Here is an 18,791-nt window from a genome sequence, read left to right as displayed (position 1 = left end):
ATGGGAACGGACGTGTCCGATGACCGCTGGCAGCGGGCGTGGAGCCACCGCGAGCACCTGCTCAAGGTGGCCCGGCGCAGGTCCATGAGCCTGGAGGACGCCGAGGACGCCGTGCACGAGGCGATGCTGCGCGCCGCCGAGCAGCCGCACCTGGACGACGAGCGCCTCGGCGCCTGGCTGACCACGGTCACGATGCGGCTGTGCGTCGACCGGTACCGCCAGGTCCACCGCGACGCCGACCCCGGCCGGACCGCCGCGCTGGTCCCGCCCGGCCCGGCGCCGGTCGACGAGCTGGTGTGCGACCGCGCCGAGGCGAAGTGGCTCGCGGTACGGAGCGGGGAGCTGCCCGCGCGCCAGGCGGAGGCCCTCTGGCTGAAGTCCGAGGACCTGGACGTCGGGCAGGTCGCCCACAAGATGGGCCTGAGCTACCGCACGGTCGAGTCGTTGCTCGCCCGCGCCCGCCGCACCCTGCGCAACTCGCTCGCCGCCACCCTGGGGCTGCTGCTGTGGCTCTGCGGGCGCGGCCGCCCGCGCTCCACCCAGGTGGCGGTGGCCGCCGCCTCGACCGCCGCGACCCTCGCCGTGGCCGGGTTCGTGCTGCCGCACGCCCAGGACCGGCCGGCCCGGGAGCGGCCCGCGTCGGCCCCGGTGACCTCCGGGGCGGCGGACGTCCGCGCCCCAAGCCGGCAGCCGTCGCCGTCGCCTTCCGCCACGCCGACGCACACGCCGTCTCCGGCGGCCTCCACGAGGACACCTGCGGACCGTACGGCTCCGCCGCAGCCGCCGCTGCCGTCCCTGCCGCTGCCCACACCGACGCTTCCGGAGGTTCCGCCGCTCCCTGAGGTCCCGCCGCTCCCCGGGGTCCCCGAGGTCCCCGAGGTCACGAAGGTCGCCGAGGTGCCGAAGGTCCGCGTTCCGGAGTTGCCGCTCCCGCCGGTGGAGCTCCCCGTACCCGTACCGACCTCGGACGTCGAGCTCCCCACCCCCTGACGGAGAAGCCCTCCGGAAAAAATTCCGGTTCCGCGCGACGGACGCCCCGCCCCTCCCCGTAGAGCAGATGTCGGAGCTGCTCACGGTCTGAAGGGTGAACCGGATGGGTGTCGAGATCTGCGTGGAAGGGCTGACGAAGTCCTTCGGCCACCAGGTCATCTGGCAGGACGTCTCGCTGACACTGCCCGCCGGGGAGATCTCGGTGATGCTGGGCCCCTCGGGCACGGGCAAGTCGGTCTTCCTCAAGACGCTCGTCGGGCTGCTCAAGCCCGAGCGGGGCTCGATCCGCATCGCGGGACGGGACATCACCGCCCTCCGGGAACACGACCTCTACGAGGTGCGCAAGCTCTTCGGGGTGCTGTTCCAGGACGGCGCGCTGTTCGGGTCGATGAACCTGTACGACAACATCGCCTTCCCCCTCCGCGAGCACACCCGCAAGTCCGAGAGCGAGATCAGGCGCGTCGTCCTCGAGAAGATGGACATGGTCGGCCTGATCGGCGCCGAGGAGAAGCTCCCCGGCGAGATATCCGGCGGCATGCGCAAACGCGCGGGGCTGGCCCGGGCGCTGGTCCTGGACCCGGAGATCATCCTCTTCGACGAGCCCGACTCCGGCCTCGACCCGGTCCGGGTCGCCTATCTCAACCAGCTGATCGTCGACCTCAACGCCCAGATCGACGCGACCTTCCTCATCGTCACGCACGACATCGCCTCGGCCCGCCAGGTCCCCGACAACATCGGGCTGCTCTTCCGCCGCGAGCTGGTGATGTTCGGCCCCCGCGACAAGCTGCTGACCAGCACCGAACCGGTCGTGCGGCAGTTCCTGAACGGCCGCATGCAGGGCCCGATCGGCATGGCGGAGGAGAAGGACGCCGCGCAGGTCGAGCAGGAGCTGGCCCAGATCGACGCCTCGGGCGACGACGCCCCGACGCCTCTGACGCCCCGGCTGCTGCCGAGCGCCGGGATCGACCGGCCGGAGCGCTGGCAGGCCATCGCCGAGCGCGAGCAAGCGGTGAAGGAGGCGGTGGCCAAGTGAGCCTCTCCCCCCTCGGCGCCCTGCGCCACTCCGGCAGCCTCTTCGCGATGGCCCTGGACGTGCTGCGCACGCTGCCCCGCCGCCCCTTCCAGGTGCGGGAGTTCATCCAGCAGGCGTGGTTCATCGCGAGTGTGACGATCCTCCCCACCGCCCTCGTCTCGATCCCCTTCGGCGCGGTCATCGCCCTCCAGATCGGCAGCCTCACCCGGCAGCTGGGCGCCCAGTCGTTCTCCGGCGCCGCCTCCGTCCTCGCCGTCCTGCGCGAGGCGTCGCCCATCGTCACGGCGCTGCTGATCGCCGGCGCGGGCGGCACCGCGATCTGCGCGGACCTCGGGGCGCGCAAGATCCGCGAGGAGATCGACGCGATGCAGGTGCTGGGCATCGACCCGATCCACCGGCTCGTCGTCCCGCGGGTCCTCGCCTCGATGCTGGTCGCGGTGCTCCTCAACGGCCTGGTCTCCGTCGTCGGCGTCGCGGGCGGCTACTTCTTCAACGTCGTCCTCCAGAACGGCACGCCGGGCGCGTACCTCGCCTCCTTCACCTCCCTCGCGCAGATCTCCGACCTGTGGGCCGCCGAGTTCAAGGCCCTGGTCTTCGGCGCGATCTCGGCGATCGTCGCCTCGTACAAGGGCCTCACGGCGAAGGGCGGTCCGAAGGGCGTCGGCGACGCCGTGAACCAGTCCGTGGTGATCACCTTCATGTTGCTCTTCGTGACGAACTTCGTGCTGACCGCCGTGTACTTCCAAGTCGTTCCGCAGAAGGGGTGACCGCATGGCTCGCATGGCTCTGTTGCACAGCCTGGAGGAGCTGGGCGCCCAACTGGCCTTCTACGGCCGGTCGCTCGCCTGGACCGGCCGCACCCTGCGCCGCTACAAGAAGGAGATCCTGCGGCTGCTCGCCGAGGTGAGCTTCGGGCGCGGCGCGCTCGCCGTCGTCGGCGGCACCGTCGGCGTCATCGCGTTCCTCTCCTTCTTCACCGGCACCGAGGTGGGCCTCCAGGGGTACGCGGCGCTCAACCAGCTGGGCACGTCGAACTTCGTGGCGTTCCTCTCCGCGTACTTCAACACCCGCGAGATCGCCCCGCTCGTCGCCGGGCTCGCGCTCTCCGCCACCGTCGGCGCGGGCTTCACGGCGCAGCTCGGCGCGATGCGGATCAGCGAGGAGACGGACGCCCTGGAGGTCATGGGCGTCCCGTCGCTGCCCTTCCTCGTCACCACCCGCATGATCGCCGGGTTCGTCGCCGTCGTCCCGCTGTACGTCGTCGGCCTGCTGTCCTCGTACTTCGCCGCCCGCACCATCACCACCGGCTACTACGGCCAGTCGGCGGGGACGTACGACCACTACTTCCAGCAGTACCTGCCGCCGGTCGACGTGCTGTGGTCGTTCGGCAAGGTGATCGTCTTCGCGGTCGTGATCATCCTGGTGCACTGCTACTACGGCTACTACGCGCGCGGCGGCCCGGCCGGGGTCGGCGTCGCCGTCGGCCGCGCGGTGCGCACGTCCATCGTGGCGATCAACGTCCTGGACTTCTTCCTGAGCCTGGCGATCTGGGGCGCCAGCACGACCGTACGGATTGCGGGGTAGGGGCCGATGCGCACACCGGTGAAACTGCGGCTGTACGGCGTCGTCTTCCTCGCCGTCCTGGCCCTCCTCCTCTCCCTCTCCGTCGCCGTCTACCAGCAGGTCTTCACCTCCGTCGTACGCATCACGCTGGAGGCGGACACCCTCGGCAACCAGCTGGAGCCGCGCGCCGACGTCAAGCTGCGCGGCCTGCTGGTGGGCGAGGTCAGGGACGTACGGGCCGACGGCGAGAAGGCGGTGCTCGACATCGCGCTCAAGCCGGAGCACACGGCGCGCATCCCGGCGGACGTGCACGCGCGGTTGCTGCCCAAGACGCTGTTCGGCGAGAAGTACGTCGATCTCGTCGCCCCCGCCGGCTCGACGGCGCGCCCCATCCGCGCCGGGGACGTCATCGGCCAGGACCGCACCAAGGTCGGCATGGAGGTGCAGCAGCTGATGAACGACCTGCTGCCGCTGCTGCGCACCGTACGGCCCGCCGAGCTGAACGCGACGCTGTCGGCGTTCGCGACGGCGCTGGAGGGGCGCGGCGACCGCATCGGCGACAACCTGGTCCGCGTCGAGGACTACCTGCGCCGCCTCAACCCGCACATGCCGTCCATCAAGGAGAACATCACGCGGTTCGCCGACGTGGCCGAGGTGTACGGGGACGCGGCGCCCGATCTGCTGCGCATCCTGCGCAACACCCTCACCACCAGCCGCACGATCGTCGAGAAGCAGGACCAGCTGGCCGCCCTGTTCACCTCCACGGCCACGGTCTCCGGCACCGCCGAGGGCTTCCTCGACGAGAACGGCGAACGGCTCATCACCCTGGGCCGTGTCTCCCGCCCCACCCTGGCGCTGTTCGCCCGATACGCGCCCGAGTACCCGTGCCTCCTCAAGGGGCTGGTGAGGCAGGAGGCCGCGGCCGAAGAGACCTTCAGAGGCGGAAAGATGCGCATCACCCTGGAAATCGTCCGCCAGCGGCCGGGTTACGCACCCGGCGAGGAGCCCCGCTACCGCGAGCGGTCGGGCCCGGACTGCCGGGGGCTCCCCGGGCCGCGGGTCCCGGCCGGGCACACCAAGCTCGACGACGGTACGCGCGACGCGCACCCCGGCCACGGTGGGAACGGCGCCCGCCAGTCGTCCGCCACCGCCGCCGAGCAGCGCGCCGTGGGCGCACTGGTGGCGCCCGTCATGGGCGTACCGGCGGACGAGGTGCCGGCGGTGGCGACGCTGCTCTTCGGCCCGATGGCGCGCGGGACGGCGGTGAGCGTCGCATGAGCCCGGTGAAGAACGCGCGCAGCGCCGCGGCGCCGCTGATCAAGTTCGGTCTCTTCGCCGTGGTGACGGTCCTGGCGACCACGCTGCTGGCGGCGACGATCGTCGGCATCTCCTTCACCCCCGAGCACACGTACAGGGCGGTGTTCAGCGATGTCACCAGCCTGGAGGAGGGCGACGACATCCGCGTCGCGGGCGTACGCGTCGGTGAGGTCGAGGAGATCGAGATCAAGGACCGCACACTCGCGGAGGTGACCTTCACCGTCACCCGGGACCGGCCGCTGCTGACGAGCACCGGCGCCGTCATCCGCTACCGCAGCCTGGTCGGCCAGCGCTACATCGCACTGACGGAGGGCGCCGGCGACGGCACCAGGCTGCGGCCCGGGGGCACCATCCCCCTCGCCCGCACCCAGCCCGCGCTGGACCTCAACGCGCTGCTGAACGGCTTCAAGCCGCTGTTCGCGGCGCTCAGCCCGAAGGACGTCAACCAGCTCGCCACCGAGATCATCAAGACGCTCCAGGGCGAGGGCGGCACGGTCAACAGCCTGCTCGCGCACACGGCGTCGCTCACCACCACGCTCGCCGACCGCGACCAGTTGATCGGCTCGGTGATCGACAACCTCAACACCACGCTGGCGACGCTGGACCAGCGCGGTGCCCGCTTCTCGGGGCTGATCCAGCAGCTCCAGCGGCTGATCTCCGGACTGGCCGCCGACCGCAAGCCCATCGGCGAGTCGCTGGTGAACATCAACAACCTGACCGAGGCCACCTCCGGCCTGCTCGCGGAGGCCCGGCCGCCACTGAAGGACGACATCGCCGAACTGACCGAGCTCACCGGAACGCTGAACGAGAACGAGAAGACCGTGGAGGGCGTGCTGAAGCGGCTGCCGAACAAGCTCAACAAGCTGACGAGGACCGCCTCGTACGGCTCGTGGTTCAACTTCTACCTCTGCGACTTCGACGGCCGGATCGTGCTGCCGAAGACGCGGGAGGTCATCACCCCCGAGCTCCACGTCGCCCGGGCGAGGTGCTCATGAAACCCCGCATGATCCCGTTCCGCGACCGCAACCCCGTCACCATCGGCGCCGCCGGCCTCACGGCCCTCGCGCTCCTCACCGTCGCCGCCTTCAACGCCGACAGCCTGCCGCTGATCGGCGACGGCGAGACGTACAGCGCCGCCTTCTCGGAGGCGGGCGGCCTCAAGCCCGGCGACGAGGTGCGTATCGCCGGGGTGAAGGTCGGCAAGGTCGACGAGGTGGACCTGGACGGAGACCACGTCAAGGTGGTGTTCCGGGTCAAGGGCGACCCCGCGTTCGGTACGCGCACCGGGGCCGCCATCCGCATCAAGACGATCCTCGGCGCGAAGTACCTCGCCCTGGAGCCGAAGGGTTCCGGGCAGCTGGCGCCCGGCAGCGAGATCCCGCTGAGCCGTACGACTCCCGCGTACGACGTCGTCGCGGCCTTCAGCGATCTGACGACCACGACCGAGCAGGTCGACACGGAGCGGCTGGCCAAGGCGCTCGACACCCTCTCCGCCACCTTCGAGGACTCCCCCGCCGAGGTGCGGGCGTCCCTCGAGGGGCTGTCGCGGATCTCCCGCACGGTCGCCTCCCGGGACCAGCAGCTGCGCGAGCTCCTCGCCCACGCCAACGGGGTGAGCGGGGTGCTCGCCGCGCGCTCCGGCGAGTTCTCGAAGCTCGTCAAGGACGGTGACGCGCTCTTCACGGAGATCGCCCGGCGCCGGGCGGCGATCCACGCGCTGCTCAAGAGCTCCGCCGCCCTCGGCATCCAGCTCTCGGGCCTGGTCCGGGACAACAAGGCGGAGATCGGCCCGGCCCTGGAGGGCCTGAACCAGGTGGTCGCGATGCTCGAACGCAACCAGGCGAGTCTGGACCGCTCCATCAAGCTCATGGCGCCGTACGTCCGGGTCTTCACCAACACCCTCGGCAACGGCCGCTGGTTCGACAGCTACATCCAGAACATGGTCGCCGCACCGGTGGTCCCGCGCACGGGAGGTCCGTCATGAAGACGCGTCGAGTCCTGGCCCTCGCCGTCGCCCTCGCGGTCGTCGCCGCCGCCACCGTGGTGCTCTGGCCCCGCTCGGAGCCGGTCCGCGTCACCGCGTACTTCCCGCGCACCGTCGGCATCTACCCCGGCTCCGACGTCCGCGTGCTGGGCGTGCGCATCGGCGAGGTGAAGGAGATCACCCCGGAGGGCCGGCGGGTGCGGGTCACGCTGGAGTACGACTCCGAGCGCGCGGTCCCGGCCGACGCCCGGGCCGCGATCATCAACTCCTCCGTCGTCAGCGACCGTTACGTCCAGCTGCTTCCGGTGTACCGGGGCGGCGAGCGGCTGCGCGACGGCGACGTCATCCCGGAGGCGCGGACGGCCGTGCCCGTCGAGCTGGACCGCGTCTTCGACAGCCTGCACACGACGGCGGAGGCGCTCGGCCCGCGCGGCGCGAACCAGGACGGGTCCCTCTCCCGGCTGCTGGGCGTGAGCGCGGACAACCTCGAAGGGCAGGGCGCCAAGCTGCACCAGACGGTGGAGGACCTGTCCCTGGCGGTGACCACGCTCTCCGACGGCCGGCAGGACCTGTTCTCCACCGTCCGCAACCTCCAGGTGTTCACGGCGGCGCTGGCGGCCGACGACAAGAGCGTGCGGTCGTTCAACGACAGCCTGGCGCAGGTCGCCGACCAGCTCGCCGCCGAGCGCAAGGACCTGGCGGCCGCACTGCGGCACCTGGGCGTGGCGCTCGCCGACGTCTCCGCGTTCGTACGGGACAACAAGAAGGCGCTGACCACGAACGTCGAGGGGCTCGCCAAGGTCACCAAGGTGCTGGTCACCCAGCGCGCCGCGCTCGCGGAGCTGCTGGAGGTGGCGCCGACCGGCCTGTCGAACCTCCAGAACGCCTACAACCCGTCCTCCGGGACCCTCGACACCCGCAACAACCCCGACCATCCCCAGGACCCGGCCTCGCTGCTGTGCTCCCTGCTCTCCACGGCGGGCGAGGCGAAGGCGAAGGACTGCGCGGAGCTCAAGCGGCTGTTCGACTCGCTGCCGGAGCCGCTGACGTCCGCGGCGCCGGTCGCCGGGAGCGGCTCGGTCGACCGGACGCTCGGCGGGATCCTGGAGGCGGACGCATGAGGGCACCGCGTGTGACCGCCGTCGTGTGGACGGCCGCCGGTTCGCTGCTGCTGTCGGGCTGCGGCTTCGACGGTCTGTACAACGTCGGCCTGCCGGGCGGCGCGGCCGCCGACGGCGACGCGTACCGCGTCACGGTCGAGTTCCGGGACGTCCTGGACTTGGTGCCGCAGTCCGCGGTGAAGGTGAACAACGTGACCGTGGGCGCGGTCGAGAAGGTCGAGCTCGACGGCTGGCACGCGCGCGTGCGGCTGCGCGTCGACGACGCGGTGAAGCTGCCGGCCAACGCCGTCGCCGAGCTCCGCCAGACCAGCATGCTCGGCGAGAAGTACGTGGCGCTGTCGGCGCCCGTGGACGCGGCGCCGTCCGGGCGGCTGAAGGACGGGGCGCGCATCCCGCTGTCGCGCTCCGGGCGCAACCCGGAGATCGAGGAGGTGCTGTCCGCGCTGTCGGCGCTGCTCAACGGCGGCGGGGTCGCCCAGCTCAAGACGATCACCACGGAGCTCAACAAGGCCCTGGAGGGCCGTGAGAACCGGGTGAAGTCGCTGCTGAAGGAGCTGGACACCTTCATCGGCGGGCTCGACGCGCAGCGCGCCGAGATCGTCCGCGCCCTGGCCGGCCTCGACCGGCTCTCGCAGCGGCTCGCGGCGGAGAAGAAGACCATCGCCCAGGCCGTCGACACCCTGCCGCCCGCGCTGAAGGTGCTGGCGGACCAGCGGACCAAGCTGACGGCGATGCTCACCTCCCTGTCGGCGCTGAGCACCACCGGCACGCAGGTGATCAACGCCTCGCGCTCCGACGTCGTCGCCAACCTGCGCAGCCTGCGGCCGGTCCTGGAGCAGCTGAACAAGGCGGGCGACGATCTGCCGAACTCCCTGGAGCTGCTGACGACGTACCCCTTCCCGCGCAACGCCGTGGACGCGATCAAGGGCGACTACGTCAACCTCGGCGTCACCGCCGACCTGGACCTGGCGAGCATCTACGGAAACCTCGACGACGAGCCGCCGGCCGCGCCCGGTCTCCCGGAGGTGCCGGGCGTACCGGGGCTCCCGGAGACGCCCGGGCTGCCGGAGGTGCCGGAGGTTCCGGAGGTGCCGGAGGTGCCCGGCGTACCGGAGGTGCCCGGCGCGCCGCGGCCACCGGGCGGGCCCGCTCCATCGGGCCCTCCGGAGCCGCTCTGCCCGCCGGTCTGCACCGGTACGCAGGTCACGTACGGGAGAGCGCACGCGGGCTCGCACCCGGCCTCGTACGACATCGCGCTCGCGGAACTGCTGCTGAAGGGGATGCAACCGTGATCACCCGTACGGTCAAGGCCCAGCTCCTCGCCTTCGCCACCGTCACCGCCGTCGGCGTGTCGTACGTCGGCGCCCAGTACACGGGGCTCGTCGACGCGATCCTCGACCGCGGTTACCGCGTCCACGCCGACTTCGCCGACTCCGGGGGCGTCTTCGAGGGCGCCGAGGTGACCTACCGGGGCGTGCCGGTGGGCCGGGTGGGCGAGCTGCGGCTCACCCGCGGCGACGGGGTCACGGTGGAGCTGGACATCGAGGACGGGGCGCGGATCCCGGCGGACACGGTCGCGGTCGTGGCGAACCGTTCCGCCGTCGGCGAGCAGTACGTCGACCTCCAGCCCCGCGGCGCGGGCGGCCCGTACCTGCGCGACGGCTCCACCATCCCGCGCCGCGACACGCGCGTACCGCTGCCGGCGACCGAGCTCGTGCTGAGCCTGGACCGGCTGGTGAACTCCGTCGGCAAGGAGGACCTGCGCGTCACGGTCGACGAGCTGGGCAAGGCGTTCGCGGGCACGGGCCCGGAGCTGAGCCGGCTGGTGGACTCCGGCAACAAGCTCGTGGAGTCGGCGTCGGACTCCCTCCCGCAGACGATCGCGCTGATCGAGGACTCGCGGACGGTCCTGAAGACCCAGGCGGACCAGGGCTCGGCCATCAAGGCCTTCTCCAAGGACCTGGCGGCCCTGACCGCCGAGCTGAAGTCGAGCGACGGCGACCTCCGCCGCCTGATCGGCGCGGGCGCGCCCGCCGCCCAGGAGCTCGACTCGCTGCTGACCTCGACCCGGCCCCATGTGCCGGTCCTGCTCGGCAACCTCATCAGCGGCGGCCAGGTCACGGTGGCCCGGCTGCCCGGCGTGGAGCAGGCGCTGGTCACCTTCCCGGTGGTGGTGGCCGGCAGCTACACGGTGATCCCCGGAGACGGCACCACCCACTTCGGGCTCGTCGTCGGCGCCGACGACCCGCCGGCCTGCCGCCAGGGCTACGGCACGCAGCGCCGCGACCCCGCCGACACGAGCGAGCGCCCGGCGAACACGCGGGCGCACTGTTCGGCCCCGCGGGGCTCGAAGACCTCGGTGCGCGGCGCGCAGAACGCGCCGGGGCCCTCGGGGCGGGGGCGTACCGACTCCGGAGGTGCGGATCCCGCCGCGTACGTCACCCCGTACGACCCCGCGACCGGCACCGTCGCCGGTCCGGGCGGAAGGCTCGTCGAGATCGGCTCGACGGGCGGCGAACAGAGCGTGTTCGGAAAGGACTCTTGGCAATGGCTGCTCGTCGGACCGATGGCATGACCGATCGCATGACCGGTGGCATGGCGGGGGCCGTGAGACGGCGCTGCGCCCACGCGCTGCGGCGGCTCCGGGCGGCCGCGCGCCGGGGCCGGGCCATGCCCGCCACGCTCGCGGTGGCGACCGTGGCGGTGACGGCCGCGTCGGGCTGGCTGAGCGTGCGGGTGTACGAGCAGCGGGCCGAGGAGCAGCGCCGCCACGACGTCCTCGCCGCCGCCCGCCAGTCGGCGCTGAACTTCACCTCGCTCGACTACCGGCACTACCAGCGGGACAGCGCCAACGTCCTGAAGGGGGCCACGGGCGAGTTCAAGGAGCAGTTCGCGGCGCAGACGGCTCAGCTGACGAAGTTGGTGGCCGCCAACAAGTCGGTGTCGGAGGGCCAGGTGCTGGAGGCGGGCATCGTCCGCGCCGACGAGCGGTCGGCGCGCGTGCTGGTCGTCGCCGACTCGAAGGTCACCAACACCGCCGCGCCGCAGGGCCAGGCCCGTACGTACCGGCTCCAGCTCGATCTCGTACGCGAGGACGGGCGCTGGCTGACGTCCGGCGTCGAGTTCGTCGGCTGATGACCGGCTGATGACCGGCTGATGACCGGCTGATGCCGGCTCGAAAGGAGAAACCCATGGCGAACACGTCCATCCGGGGCCGGGGCGCCGGCTCCTCCGGCCGCCGCTCCCTGTCGGCGGCCGCCCGCGCGGCGGCCAAACGCACCGAGCGTGCCGATCGGTCCGGCCCGGGCACCGCCGTGGTGTCCTCCCGCACGCTGCGTGCCCGGGAGGAACCCGGGGCGGAGGCCCAGGCCCCGCCTCCGGACCCGGACTGGGAGGCGCCCGACTGGGAGCAACCGGAGGAGCCGCCCCAGGGGCGCCGGCGCACCGCGCTGCTCGTCGCGCTCGCCGTGCTCCTGGTGGCGGGGGCGGTCGCGCTGGCCGTGCTCGTACGGGCGTACGCGGACGGGCGGGGCACCGACCGGGCGCGGGCGGAGGCGGCCGAGGCGGCGCGGGAGGCGGCGCCGGTGGTGCTGTCGTACGACCACCGGCGCCTGGAGAAGGACTTCGCGGCGGCACGGGCCCGCCTGACGGGCGCGTTCCGTGACGAGTACCGCAGGACGACCACGAGCGTGGTGGCGCCGACGGCGAAGAAGTACCGGGGCGTGGTCAAGGCGTCGGTGGTGGAGCCGCCGGACGGGGGCGCTCCGGCGGTGTCGGTGGTGTCCGCCTCCCCGGACCGGGCGGTCGTGCTGCTCTTCGTGAACCAGGTCACCACGAGCACCCAGGTGCCGGGGCCGCGCGTGGATCTGAACCGGGTGCGGATGACGCTCACGCGCACATCGGAGGGGTGGAAGGTGAGCGCCGTCGACGCGCTCTGACCCCGCGCTCCGACCCTTCCGCCGGCTTTCCCGGCCCCGTCTTTCCGTACGACCGCACAGGGATCCCCAGGCGCCTTCCGGGCCATCGTCCGGAAGGCGCCTTTTTGTGCGCCCGTTTTGCGTGCCGGTCTTGACAGCCGTCCCCCCCGCCAGGCAATCTTCCGTTAAGCAGAAACGAACTTCCGCAATACGGAAGGAGCGCCGAACCCCTCATGGGATACACGGACCAGCGCTTCGATGTGAACCTGTCGATCCTCTTCACGGAACTCCCGCTCCTGGAGCGCCCCGCGGCCGCAGCCGCGGCGGGCTTCACCGCGGTCGAGCTGTGGTGGCCCTGGATCGAGACGCCCACGCCCGACCAGAGCGAACTCGACGCCCTGAAGAAGGCGCTGGACGACGCCGGCACCCAGCTGGTGGGCCTGAACTTCTACGCCGGCGCCCTTCCGGGCCCGGACCGCGGCGCACTGTCCGTCCCGGGTGAGGAGTCGGACCGCTTCCGCGCCAACATCGACGTGGCCGCGGACTTCGCCGCCTCGGTCGGCTGCAAGGCGCTCAACGCGCTCTACGGCAACCGCGTCGACGGCGTCGACCCGGCCGTCCAGGACGAGCTCGCCCTGGAGAACCTGGTCGCCGCGGCCCGCGCCGCCGACCGGGTGGGTGCGATCCTCCTGGTCGAGACCCTCAACAAGCCGGAGTCGCCGCTCTACCCGCTGGTGAGCGCCCCGGCCGCGATCGAGGTCGTGGACAAGGTGAACGAGGCCACCGGCCTCGGCAACGCCAAGTTCCTCCTCGACATCTACCACCTGTCGATGAACGGCGAGAACGTCGGCGAGGTCATCGAGGCGTACGCCGCGAAGGCCGGTCACGTCCAGATCGCGGACAACCCGGGCCGTGGCGCGCCGGGCACCGGCTCGCTGCCGCTGGAGGAGCTGCTCGACCAGCTCAAGAAGGCCGGTTACGACGGCTGGGTCGGCCTGGAGTACAAGGCCGGCGACCGCCCGAGCGCCGAGTCCTTCGACTGGCTCCCGGCCGACGCCCGCGCGGCCCGCTGACTTCTTCCCGCACCACCAGTTTTTGAGAGGCACCCTCATGAGCAACCTTCCCAAGATCGCGTGGATCGGCCTCGGCATCATGGGCTCCCCCATGTCCGAGAACCTGATCAAGGCCGGCTACCAGGTCACCGGTTACACCCTGGAGCAGGACAAGCTGGACCGCCTGGCCAAGGCGGGCGGCACGGCCGCCGGCTCGATCGCCGAGGCCGTCAAGGACGCCGACGTGGTCATCACGATGGTGCCCGCCTCCCCGCAGGTCGAGGCCATCGCGTACGGCCCCGAGGGCATCCTGGAGAACGCCAAGTCGGGCGCCCTGCTGATCGACATGTCCTCGATCACCCCGCAGACCTCCGTCGACCTGGCCAAGAACGCCAAGGACAAGGGCATCCGCGTCCTGGACGCCCCCGTCTCCGGCGGCGAGGCCGGCGCCATCGAGGCCGTGCTCTCGATCATGGTCGGTGGCGAGCAGGCCGACTTCGACGAGGCCAAGCCGATCCTCGAAGCCCTCGGCAAGACCATCGTGCTGTGCGGCCCGCACGGCTCCGGCCAGACGGTGAAGGCCGCCAACCAGCTCATCGTGGCGGTCAACATCCAGGCGTGCGCCGAGGCCGTGGTCTTCCTGGAGAAGTCCGGCGTGGACCTCAACGCGGCCCTGGACGTCCTCAACGGCGGTCTGGCCGGCTCCACGGTCCTGACCCGCAAGAAGGACAACTTCCTCAACCGCGACTTCAAGCCCGGTTTCCGGATCGACCTGCACCACAAGGACATGGGCATCGTCACCGACGCCGCCCGCAACGTCGGTGCGGCCCTTCCGGTCGGCGCCGTGGTCGCCCAGCTCGTCGCCTCCCTGCGCGCGCAGGGCGACGGTGGCCTGGACCACTCGGCCCTGCTGCGCGCCGTCGAGCGCCTCTCCGGCCAGCAGGTCTGACCCGGCGGGAGCCCTCGCGGCTCCGCCCGAGGGCCTGACGGCCCTCCCCCCGGCATCCGGGCCGTGGCTGCGCTGACACCTGTCCTGTCGCGCCCAAGCGCAGCCGCGGCCCGGATTCACCACCTTCATTTCAACAAACTGTTGACGTTTCATCGGAAGCGAATTTACGCTCCTGACACCGCTCAGCAGCTCCTGCACGGAAGGTCACCATGTCGAAGCGCGTGCTTACGACCGAGTCCGGCGCCCCGGTCGCCGACAACCAGAACTCCGCCACCGCCGGCGTCGGTGGCCCGCTCCTCCTCCAGGACCAGCACCTGCTGGAGAAGCTCGCCCGCTTCAACCGGGAGCGCATCCCGGAGCGCGTGGTGCACGCCCGTGGTTCCGGTGCGTACGGCTACTTCGAGGTGACCGACGACGTCACCGCGTACACCAAGGCGGACTTCCTCTCCGAGGTCGGCAAGCGCACGGAGCTCTTCATCCGCTTCTCCACCGTCGCCGACTCGCTGGGCGGCGCGGACGCCGTCCGCGACCCGCGCGGCTTCGCGGTGAAGTTCTACACCGAAGAGGGCAACTACGACCTCGTCGGCAACAACACCCCGGTGTTCTTCATCAAGGACCCGATCAAGTTCCCCGACTTCATCCACTCCCAGAAGCGCGACCCCTTCACGGGCAAGCAGGAGCCGGACAACGTCTGGGACTTCTGGGCGCACGCCCCCGAGGCGACGCACCAGATCACCTGGCTGATGGGTGACCGCGGCATCCCGGCCTCGTACCGTCACATGAACGGCTACGGCTCGCACACCTACCAGTGGACGAACGCCCAGGGCGAGGCCTTCTTCGTCAAGTACCACTTCAAGACGAACCAGGGCATCCGCTGCCTGTCGTCCGAGCAGGCCGCCGAGGTGGTCGGCAAGGACGCGAACTCGCACCAGACCGACCTGCTCCAGGCCATCGAGCGCGGGGTGAACCCCTCGTGGACCCTGTACGTGCAGATCATGCCGGCGCACGAGGCGGCGGACTACCGCTTCAACCCGTTCGACCTCACCAAGGTGTGGCCGCACGGCGACTACCCGCTCCAGCGCGTGGGCCGCATGGTCCTCGACCGCAACCCGGACAACGTCTTCGCCGAGGTCGAGCAGGCCGCCTTCTCGCCGAACAACTTCGTTCCCGGCATCGGCCCCTCCCCGGACAAGATGCTCCAGGGCCGCCTCTTCGCCTACGCGGACGCCCACCGCTACCGCCTCGGTGTCAACCACACCCAGCTGCCGGTGAACGCCCCCAAGGCGACGGTCGCCGACAACTACGGCCGGGACGGCTTCATGGCCACCCGCAACGGCTCGCGCCACGACAAGAACTACGAGCCCAACTCCTACGCCGGTCCCGCACAGACCGACGCGGCGCTCTCCGCCCCGCTGGCCGTCGCCGGCTACACCGGCACGCACGCCGCGCCGCTGCACACCAAGGACGACGACTTCTTCCAGGCCGGTGAGCTCTACCGCCTGATGTCCGAGGAGGAGAAGCAGCGCCTGGTGGCGAACATCGCCGGCGGCCTGTCGCAGGTCTCCCGCGAGGACGTCATCGAGAAGAACCTGGCCCACTTCCACGCCGCCGACCCGGACTACGGCAAGCGCGTCGAAGAGGCGGTCCGCGCCCTGCGCGAGGACTAAGCCCATCCAGGCGGCGTACGGCGACCGACGGGAGGTCTGTCGCTGTACGCGGTCCGGAACACCGGCCCGGATGAGGGGTGGTCGGTGCGACGGACCAGATCGAGGACCGTGGCGGCGTGCGAGCCAGTGCGGTGGTAGGGAGACCCGTCCCCTTCTTGACCTGAAGGAAGGGACGACGGAACCTCCCGTCGCCGCCGCCGCGGTCCCGACACCTCCCCCATGAGCTCCGTCCGGCGGCGCGAACGTCCTGTCGCGCCAGCCTCGCACCGTCGGACGGTCACCACGTATCCACGTGTGAGCAACTGAAGAATCGCAGAGCCGAGCGCGGAGTTGGGGTTTACGGTCCCCCAGCTCCGCGCTCTTCTCGTGCCTTGGTTGTGATCGCCGCCGCCGGCTGCCTTAATGTCCGTCGGCACCCTCGGGGTCGCTCAGCGACAGGCCGCCGACCGATGACGTTGCCCCTCCTCGTCTTCGGGCGGGAAACGGCGCTTCGTACCTTTCCCCGCGCCGCTACGCTGCCGCTCATGATCCGTGTAGTCGCACTCGACATCGGTGAGACCCTGGTTCGCGATGACCGCTACTGGGCGTCCTGGGCAGACTGGCTCGGTGTGCCGAGACACACCCTCGCCGCCCTGGTGGGTGCCGTCACGGCACAGGGGCGGGACAACGCCGACGCGATCCGGCTTCTGCGGCCCGGCATCGACATCGGCGCCGAGTATCGCGCGCGAGAGGCCGCCGGCCACGGAGAACAGCTCGACGACGAGGACCTGTACGACGACGTCCGGCCCGCCCTGAACGCTCTGCGCGAGGCCGGGGTCCGCGTGATCATCGCCGGGAACCAAACCCGCCGCGTGGGCACCTTGCTGCGCGCGCTCGACCTGCCCGTGGACCAGCTCGCCACCAGCGGCGAATGGGGAGTCGCCAAGCCGCATCCGGACTTTTACGCACGCGTCCTGGATGCGGGGAACGCGGCGCCACGCGAGACGCTCTACGTCGGGGACCACCCGGCGAACGACGTCTTCCCCGCCCACGAGGTCGGCCTGGCCACCGCGCACCTACGCCGTGGCCCGTGGGGCCATTTGTGGGCCGATGACCCACAGGTGCGCGAGGCTGCCGACTACAGCATCGACAGCCTCCACGACCTGCTTGACATCGTCGCCGGATAATCACCCCGCGCAGCGCACCGACTACCCGGTGAGAGATTGCTGCCGGTACTGTGCCGGTATGCCGGACCCCATGCGCGAGGTGGGCAAACGCGTCGCCACGGCGCGCCGTGCGCGCCGCCTGTCTCAACTCGATCTCGCCGCGCAGGCGCACATCTCCCTGAGCATGTTGCGGAAGATCGAGCAGGGTAACCGCGCGCCGAGCGACGACACCCTCGACGCGATCGCTGCCGCACTCGGCCTGGACCCGAGTCGGCTGGTCGCCGATCGAACCCGTACCGACGGGCGGGTACGCGCGACGCTGCCCGCTCTGTCGGCGGCCATCGCCTCGTACGACATCCCCGGTGCCCCACCCGACCGGCCCCTCACCGCCCTGGAGGCCGCGGCCGAAGAGGCGCAGGGTTGGCGCCTGGGCGCGCAATACGTACGTCTCGCCACCGCAGCACCAGGGCTCGTGGCCGATGCGGCGGCGGCTCTTCACTCGGCGCCGCCGAAAGAACGGGCACGCGCGGCCTCCGTCCTCTTCTCCGTGGCTCGCTCCGCTGACGCCGTGGCGTACAAGTTCGGCGCCCGCGACCTGTCCGCCCGGCTCATCGAGCTGATGCGGTGGGCAGCCCCCCGGACCAGCGACCCCCTGGCCACCGCCACCACCGCGTACGTACGCACCGAAGTCTTCTTCGCCGCCCGCGCCCACGAGGCCGGGCTACGCGCCCTGCACGCCGCTATCGATGCCGCACCGAGCCCGCGCGAGGAGCGGACCTCCGCAGCCCGCGGGGCCCTTCACATGCGTGCGGCGGTCGTCGCAGGACGCGCCGGTGACGCGGCTGCAGCCGTCGAGCATCTCGGCGAGGCGCAGCGGCTCACCGAGGGCCTACGGGAGCGTGTATACGCCGGCACTTCCTTCGGCCCGGACTCCGTGCGCATCCACCGGGTTTCCGTGGCCGTCAGCCTCGGAGGCGACCACATCGCCAACGCGCTCGAGGTCGCGCGTCAATGGAAACCCCCTGAGGTCCTGCCCGCCGAGCGACGCAGCGGCTTCTACATCGAGCTGGCGCGCGCGCAGCTCTGGACCGGCCAATACGACCACGCTTTCGCATCGCTCAAGTTGGCGCGCCGTATCGCCCCGCAGCACACCCGCGAACACCCCTGGGCCCGGGAGAGCGCAGCCACCCTCCGGCGCCTGAAGCGCGCGGACGCCGAGAGCCTGACGTCCTTCGCGGAGTGGATCGGGGCCGTGTGACAGGGTGACACAAGGTGTGTCACTTCCGGCCTCTCGTGCGGGCCACTATCTCCCCATGAGCGACAGGAGCGCACCACCCTATCCGGCTCCGCCTCGATACCACGTGTGGCCCATCGTCGTATGCGCTGCTCACTGGGAGTTGGTATGAACCGGCCCTGTGTGTACTGCACGAACCAGGGCGCGGACGTGTGTGTCCGCGAAGCCAAAGACGCTGACGGCACCGTCCGGCACGTGTTCGCGCACCGCGCGTGCGCCGAGAAGCGCGGCATCCGGCCCCTGTACGCCGTACTGGCGCCCACGGAGCGGGAGTTGACGTCGTGAAGGCTCAGGCCCCGGCAAGCAGCCGGATCAGCGCCGGTGCGATGTGGCTCGCCTCCGTGATGGACCCGCCGTCGATCATCCTGACCGCATGGGCCGACAACCCCGACCATCTCGCCGAAGTACCGCTCGGCGTACGGTTCGACGTCCTGCGCGCCATCGACTCGCTCGGCATGCGCGCCCTGGACGAGCTCGCCAACACGCCAGTGTCGCTCGGGCCCGTGCTGTACTGCCAGCCCCGCCAGACCGTCGAGTTCCTCGTACCGGCGGGTACGGCCGAGGAGTGGGAGGACCTGCGCGGCACCGTGTGCGTGGGGCGCGGCGGCGCGCTGCTCTGCCCGGCGCCCGGCGCGACGGGGCGCGGCCGGACGTGGCTGTACCCGCCCCATGGCGACGGTGTACTGACGGACCCCGGGCTCCTGCGCGACCACCTGCGCCGCGCGTACGAGCGGAGGACCCCATGACGGACCAGAAAGC

The 18,791-nt window shown here is 71.3% G+C and carries 18 protein-coding genes; all 18 read left to right on the top strand.

Going from position 1 to position 18,791, the window contains the following annotated elements; all coding sequences use genetic code 11:
- The 18 genes from ABZX67_RS01890 (at nucleotide 1) to ABZX67_RS01805 (ending at nucleotide 18,778) form a co-directional block, all read left to right on the top strand.
- A complete protein-coding gene (locus tag ABZX67_RS01890) occupies nucleotides 1-990 on the top strand; it encodes a sigma-70 family RNA polymerase sigma factor (RefSeq protein ID WP_355352887.1) in 990 nt (329 codons plus the stop codon).
- A gap of 103 nt (nucleotides 991-1,093) precedes the next feature.
- Nucleotides 1,094-2,023 carry an ABC transporter ATP-binding protein gene (locus ABZX67_RS01885; protein ID WP_355353449.1) on the top strand — a complete coding sequence of 310 codons (930 nt, stop codon included), beginning with the start codon at nucleotides 1,094-1,096 and terminating at the stop codon, nucleotides 2,021-2,023.
- Complete coding sequence (locus ABZX67_RS01880) at nucleotides 2,020-2,790, top strand: ABC transporter permease (protein WP_355352884.1); 771 nt, start codon at nucleotides 2,020-2,022, stop codon at nucleotides 2,788-2,790. The genes ABZX67_RS01885 and ABZX67_RS01880 overlap by 4 nt, the downstream gene beginning before the upstream one ends.
- A gap of 13 nt (nucleotides 2,791-2,803) precedes the next feature.
- A complete protein-coding gene (locus tag ABZX67_RS01875; RefSeq protein ID WP_355353446.1) occupies nucleotides 2,804-3,607 on the top strand; it encodes an ABC transporter permease in 804 nt (267 codons plus the stop codon).
- A 6-nt stretch (nucleotides 3,608-3,613) separates the two neighbouring features.
- On the top strand, nucleotides 3,614-4,864 hold the full coding sequence (locus tag ABZX67_RS01870) for an MCE family protein (RefSeq protein ID WP_355352881.1): 1,251 nt from the start codon (nucleotides 3,614-3,616) through the stop codon (nucleotides 4,862-4,864).
- Entirely contained in the window at nucleotides 4,861-5,898 is a 1,038-nt protein-coding gene (locus tag ABZX67_RS01865; RefSeq protein WP_355352878.1) for an MlaD family protein, read from the top strand. Before ABZX67_RS01870 ends, ABZX67_RS01865 begins: the two co-directional genes overlap by 4 nt.
- An 8-nt stretch (nucleotides 5,899-5,906) precedes the next feature.
- Nucleotides 5,907-6,887, top strand: a complete 981-nt coding sequence (locus ABZX67_RS01860) for an MCE family protein (protein ID WP_355352875.1) — start codon at nucleotides 5,907-5,909, stop codon at nucleotides 6,885-6,887.
- Nucleotides 6,884-8,008: an MCE family protein gene (locus ABZX67_RS01855; protein WP_355352872.1), complete on the top strand. Its 1,125-nt coding sequence runs from the start codon at nucleotides 6,884-6,886 to the stop codon at nucleotides 8,006-8,008. The genes ABZX67_RS01860 and ABZX67_RS01855 overlap by 4 nt, the downstream gene beginning before the upstream one ends.
- Nucleotides 8,005-9,300 (top strand): MCE family protein, encoded by a 1,296-nt coding sequence (locus ABZX67_RS01850; RefSeq protein WP_355352869.1) that lies wholly within the window; start codon nucleotides 8,005-8,007, stop codon nucleotides 9,298-9,300. Before ABZX67_RS01855 ends, ABZX67_RS01850 begins: the two co-directional genes overlap by 4 nt.
- Nucleotides 9,297-10,583 (top strand): MlaD family protein, encoded by a 1,287-nt coding sequence (locus ABZX67_RS01845; RefSeq protein WP_355352866.1) that lies wholly within the window; start codon nucleotides 9,297-9,299, stop codon nucleotides 10,581-10,583. The genes ABZX67_RS01850 and ABZX67_RS01845 overlap by 4 nt, the downstream gene beginning before the upstream one ends.
- Before the next feature lie 95 nt (nucleotides 10,584-10,678).
- Nucleotides 10,679-11,143: a hypothetical protein gene (locus ABZX67_RS01840; RefSeq protein ID WP_355353443.1), complete on the top strand. Its 465-nt coding sequence runs from the start codon at nucleotides 10,679-10,681 to the stop codon at nucleotides 11,141-11,143.
- 56 nt (nucleotides 11,144-11,199) lie between these two features.
- Entirely contained in the window at nucleotides 11,200-11,946 is a 747-nt protein-coding gene (locus ABZX67_RS01835; protein ID WP_355352863.1) for a hypothetical protein, read from the top strand.
- A 212-nt stretch (nucleotides 11,947-12,158) separates the two neighbouring features.
- Nucleotides 12,159-12,998 carry a TIM barrel protein gene (locus tag ABZX67_RS01830; protein WP_355352860.1) on the top strand — a complete coding sequence of 280 codons (840 nt, stop codon included), beginning with the start codon at nucleotides 12,159-12,161 and terminating at the stop codon, nucleotides 12,996-12,998.
- A 37-nt stretch (nucleotides 12,999-13,035) separates the two neighbouring features.
- Complete coding sequence (locus ABZX67_RS01825) at nucleotides 13,036-13,926, top strand: 2-hydroxy-3-oxopropionate reductase (protein ID WP_355352857.1); 891 nt, start codon at nucleotides 13,036-13,038, stop codon at nucleotides 13,924-13,926.
- Between the two features lie 209 nt (nucleotides 13,927-14,135).
- Nucleotides 14,136-15,593: a catalase gene (locus ABZX67_RS01820; protein ID WP_355352854.1), complete on the top strand. Its 1,458-nt coding sequence runs from the start codon at nucleotides 14,136-14,138 to the stop codon at nucleotides 15,591-15,593.
- A gap of 524 nt (nucleotides 15,594-16,117) precedes the next feature.
- Nucleotides 16,118-16,759, top strand: coding sequence for an HAD family hydrolase (locus ABZX67_RS01815; protein WP_355352852.1), 642 nt, complete (start codon nucleotides 16,118-16,120; stop codon nucleotides 16,757-16,759).
- 58 nt (nucleotides 16,760-16,817) lie between these two features.
- Nucleotides 16,818-17,996: a helix-turn-helix transcriptional regulator gene (locus ABZX67_RS01810; RefSeq protein WP_355352849.1), complete on the top strand. Its 1,179-nt coding sequence runs from the start codon at nucleotides 16,818-16,820 to the stop codon at nucleotides 17,994-17,996.
- 317 nt (nucleotides 17,997-18,313) lie between these two features.
- Nucleotides 18,314-18,778, top strand: a complete 465-nt coding sequence (locus ABZX67_RS01805; protein ID WP_355352846.1) for a hypothetical protein — start codon at nucleotides 18,314-18,316, stop codon at nucleotides 18,776-18,778.
- Nucleotides 18,779-18,791 lie beyond the last annotated feature (13 nt).

This window comes from Streptomyces sp. NPDC003036, from assembly GCF_040611175.1.
Lineage (GTDB): Bacteria > Actinomycetota > Actinomycetes > Streptomycetales > Streptomycetaceae > Streptomyces.
Note: the sequence above shows the minus strand (reverse complement) of the source record. Positions and strands in the feature narration are given on the sequence as shown.

Excerpts from the sequence above, each read along its gene's own strand:
- ABZX67_RS01890 (WP_355352887.1), top strand. The coding sequence starts at position 1 with ATGGGAACGGACGTGTCCGATGACCGCTGGCAGCGGGCGTGGAGCCAC.
- ABZX67_RS01885 (WP_355353449.1), top strand. The coding sequence starts at position 1,094 with ATGGGTGTCGAGATCTGCGTGGAAGGGCTGACGAAGTCCTTCGGCCAC.
- ABZX67_RS01875 (WP_355353446.1), top strand. The coding sequence starts at position 2,804 with ATGGCTCTGTTGCACAGCCTGGAGGAGCTGGGCGCCCAACTGGCCTTC.
- ABZX67_RS01870 (WP_355352881.1), top strand. The coding sequence starts at position 3,614 with ATGCGCACACCGGTGAAACTGCGGCTGTACGGCGTCGTCTTCCTCGCC.
- ABZX67_RS01865 (WP_355352878.1), top strand. The coding sequence starts at position 4,861 with ATGAGCCCGGTGAAGAACGCGCGCAGCGCCGCGGCGCCGCTGATCAAG.
- ABZX67_RS01860 (WP_355352875.1), top strand. The coding sequence starts at position 5,907 with ATGATCCCGTTCCGCGACCGCAACCCCGTCACCATCGGCGCCGCCGGC.
- ABZX67_RS01855 (WP_355352872.1), top strand. The coding sequence starts at position 6,884 with ATGAAGACGCGTCGAGTCCTGGCCCTCGCCGTCGCCCTCGCGGTCGTC.
- ABZX67_RS01850 (WP_355352869.1), top strand. The coding sequence starts at position 8,005 with ATGAGGGCACCGCGTGTGACCGCCGTCGTGTGGACGGCCGCCGGTTCG.
- ABZX67_RS01840 (WP_355353443.1), top strand. The coding sequence starts at position 10,679 with ATGCCCGCCACGCTCGCGGTGGCGACCGTGGCGGTGACGGCCGCGTCG.
- ABZX67_RS01835 (WP_355352863.1), top strand. The coding sequence starts at position 11,200 with ATGGCGAACACGTCCATCCGGGGCCGGGGCGCCGGCTCCTCCGGCCGC.
- ABZX67_RS01830 (WP_355352860.1), top strand. The coding sequence starts at position 12,159 with ATGGGATACACGGACCAGCGCTTCGATGTGAACCTGTCGATCCTCTTC.
- ABZX67_RS01825 (WP_355352857.1), top strand. The coding sequence starts at position 13,036 with ATGAGCAACCTTCCCAAGATCGCGTGGATCGGCCTCGGCATCATGGGC.
- ABZX67_RS01820 (WP_355352854.1), top strand. The coding sequence starts at position 14,136 with ATGTCGAAGCGCGTGCTTACGACCGAGTCCGGCGCCCCGGTCGCCGAC.
- ABZX67_RS01815 (WP_355352852.1), top strand. The coding sequence starts at position 16,118 with ATGATCCGTGTAGTCGCACTCGACATCGGTGAGACCCTGGTTCGCGAT.
- ABZX67_RS01810 (WP_355352849.1), top strand. The coding sequence starts at position 16,818 with ATGCCGGACCCCATGCGCGAGGTGGGCAAACGCGTCGCCACGGCGCGC.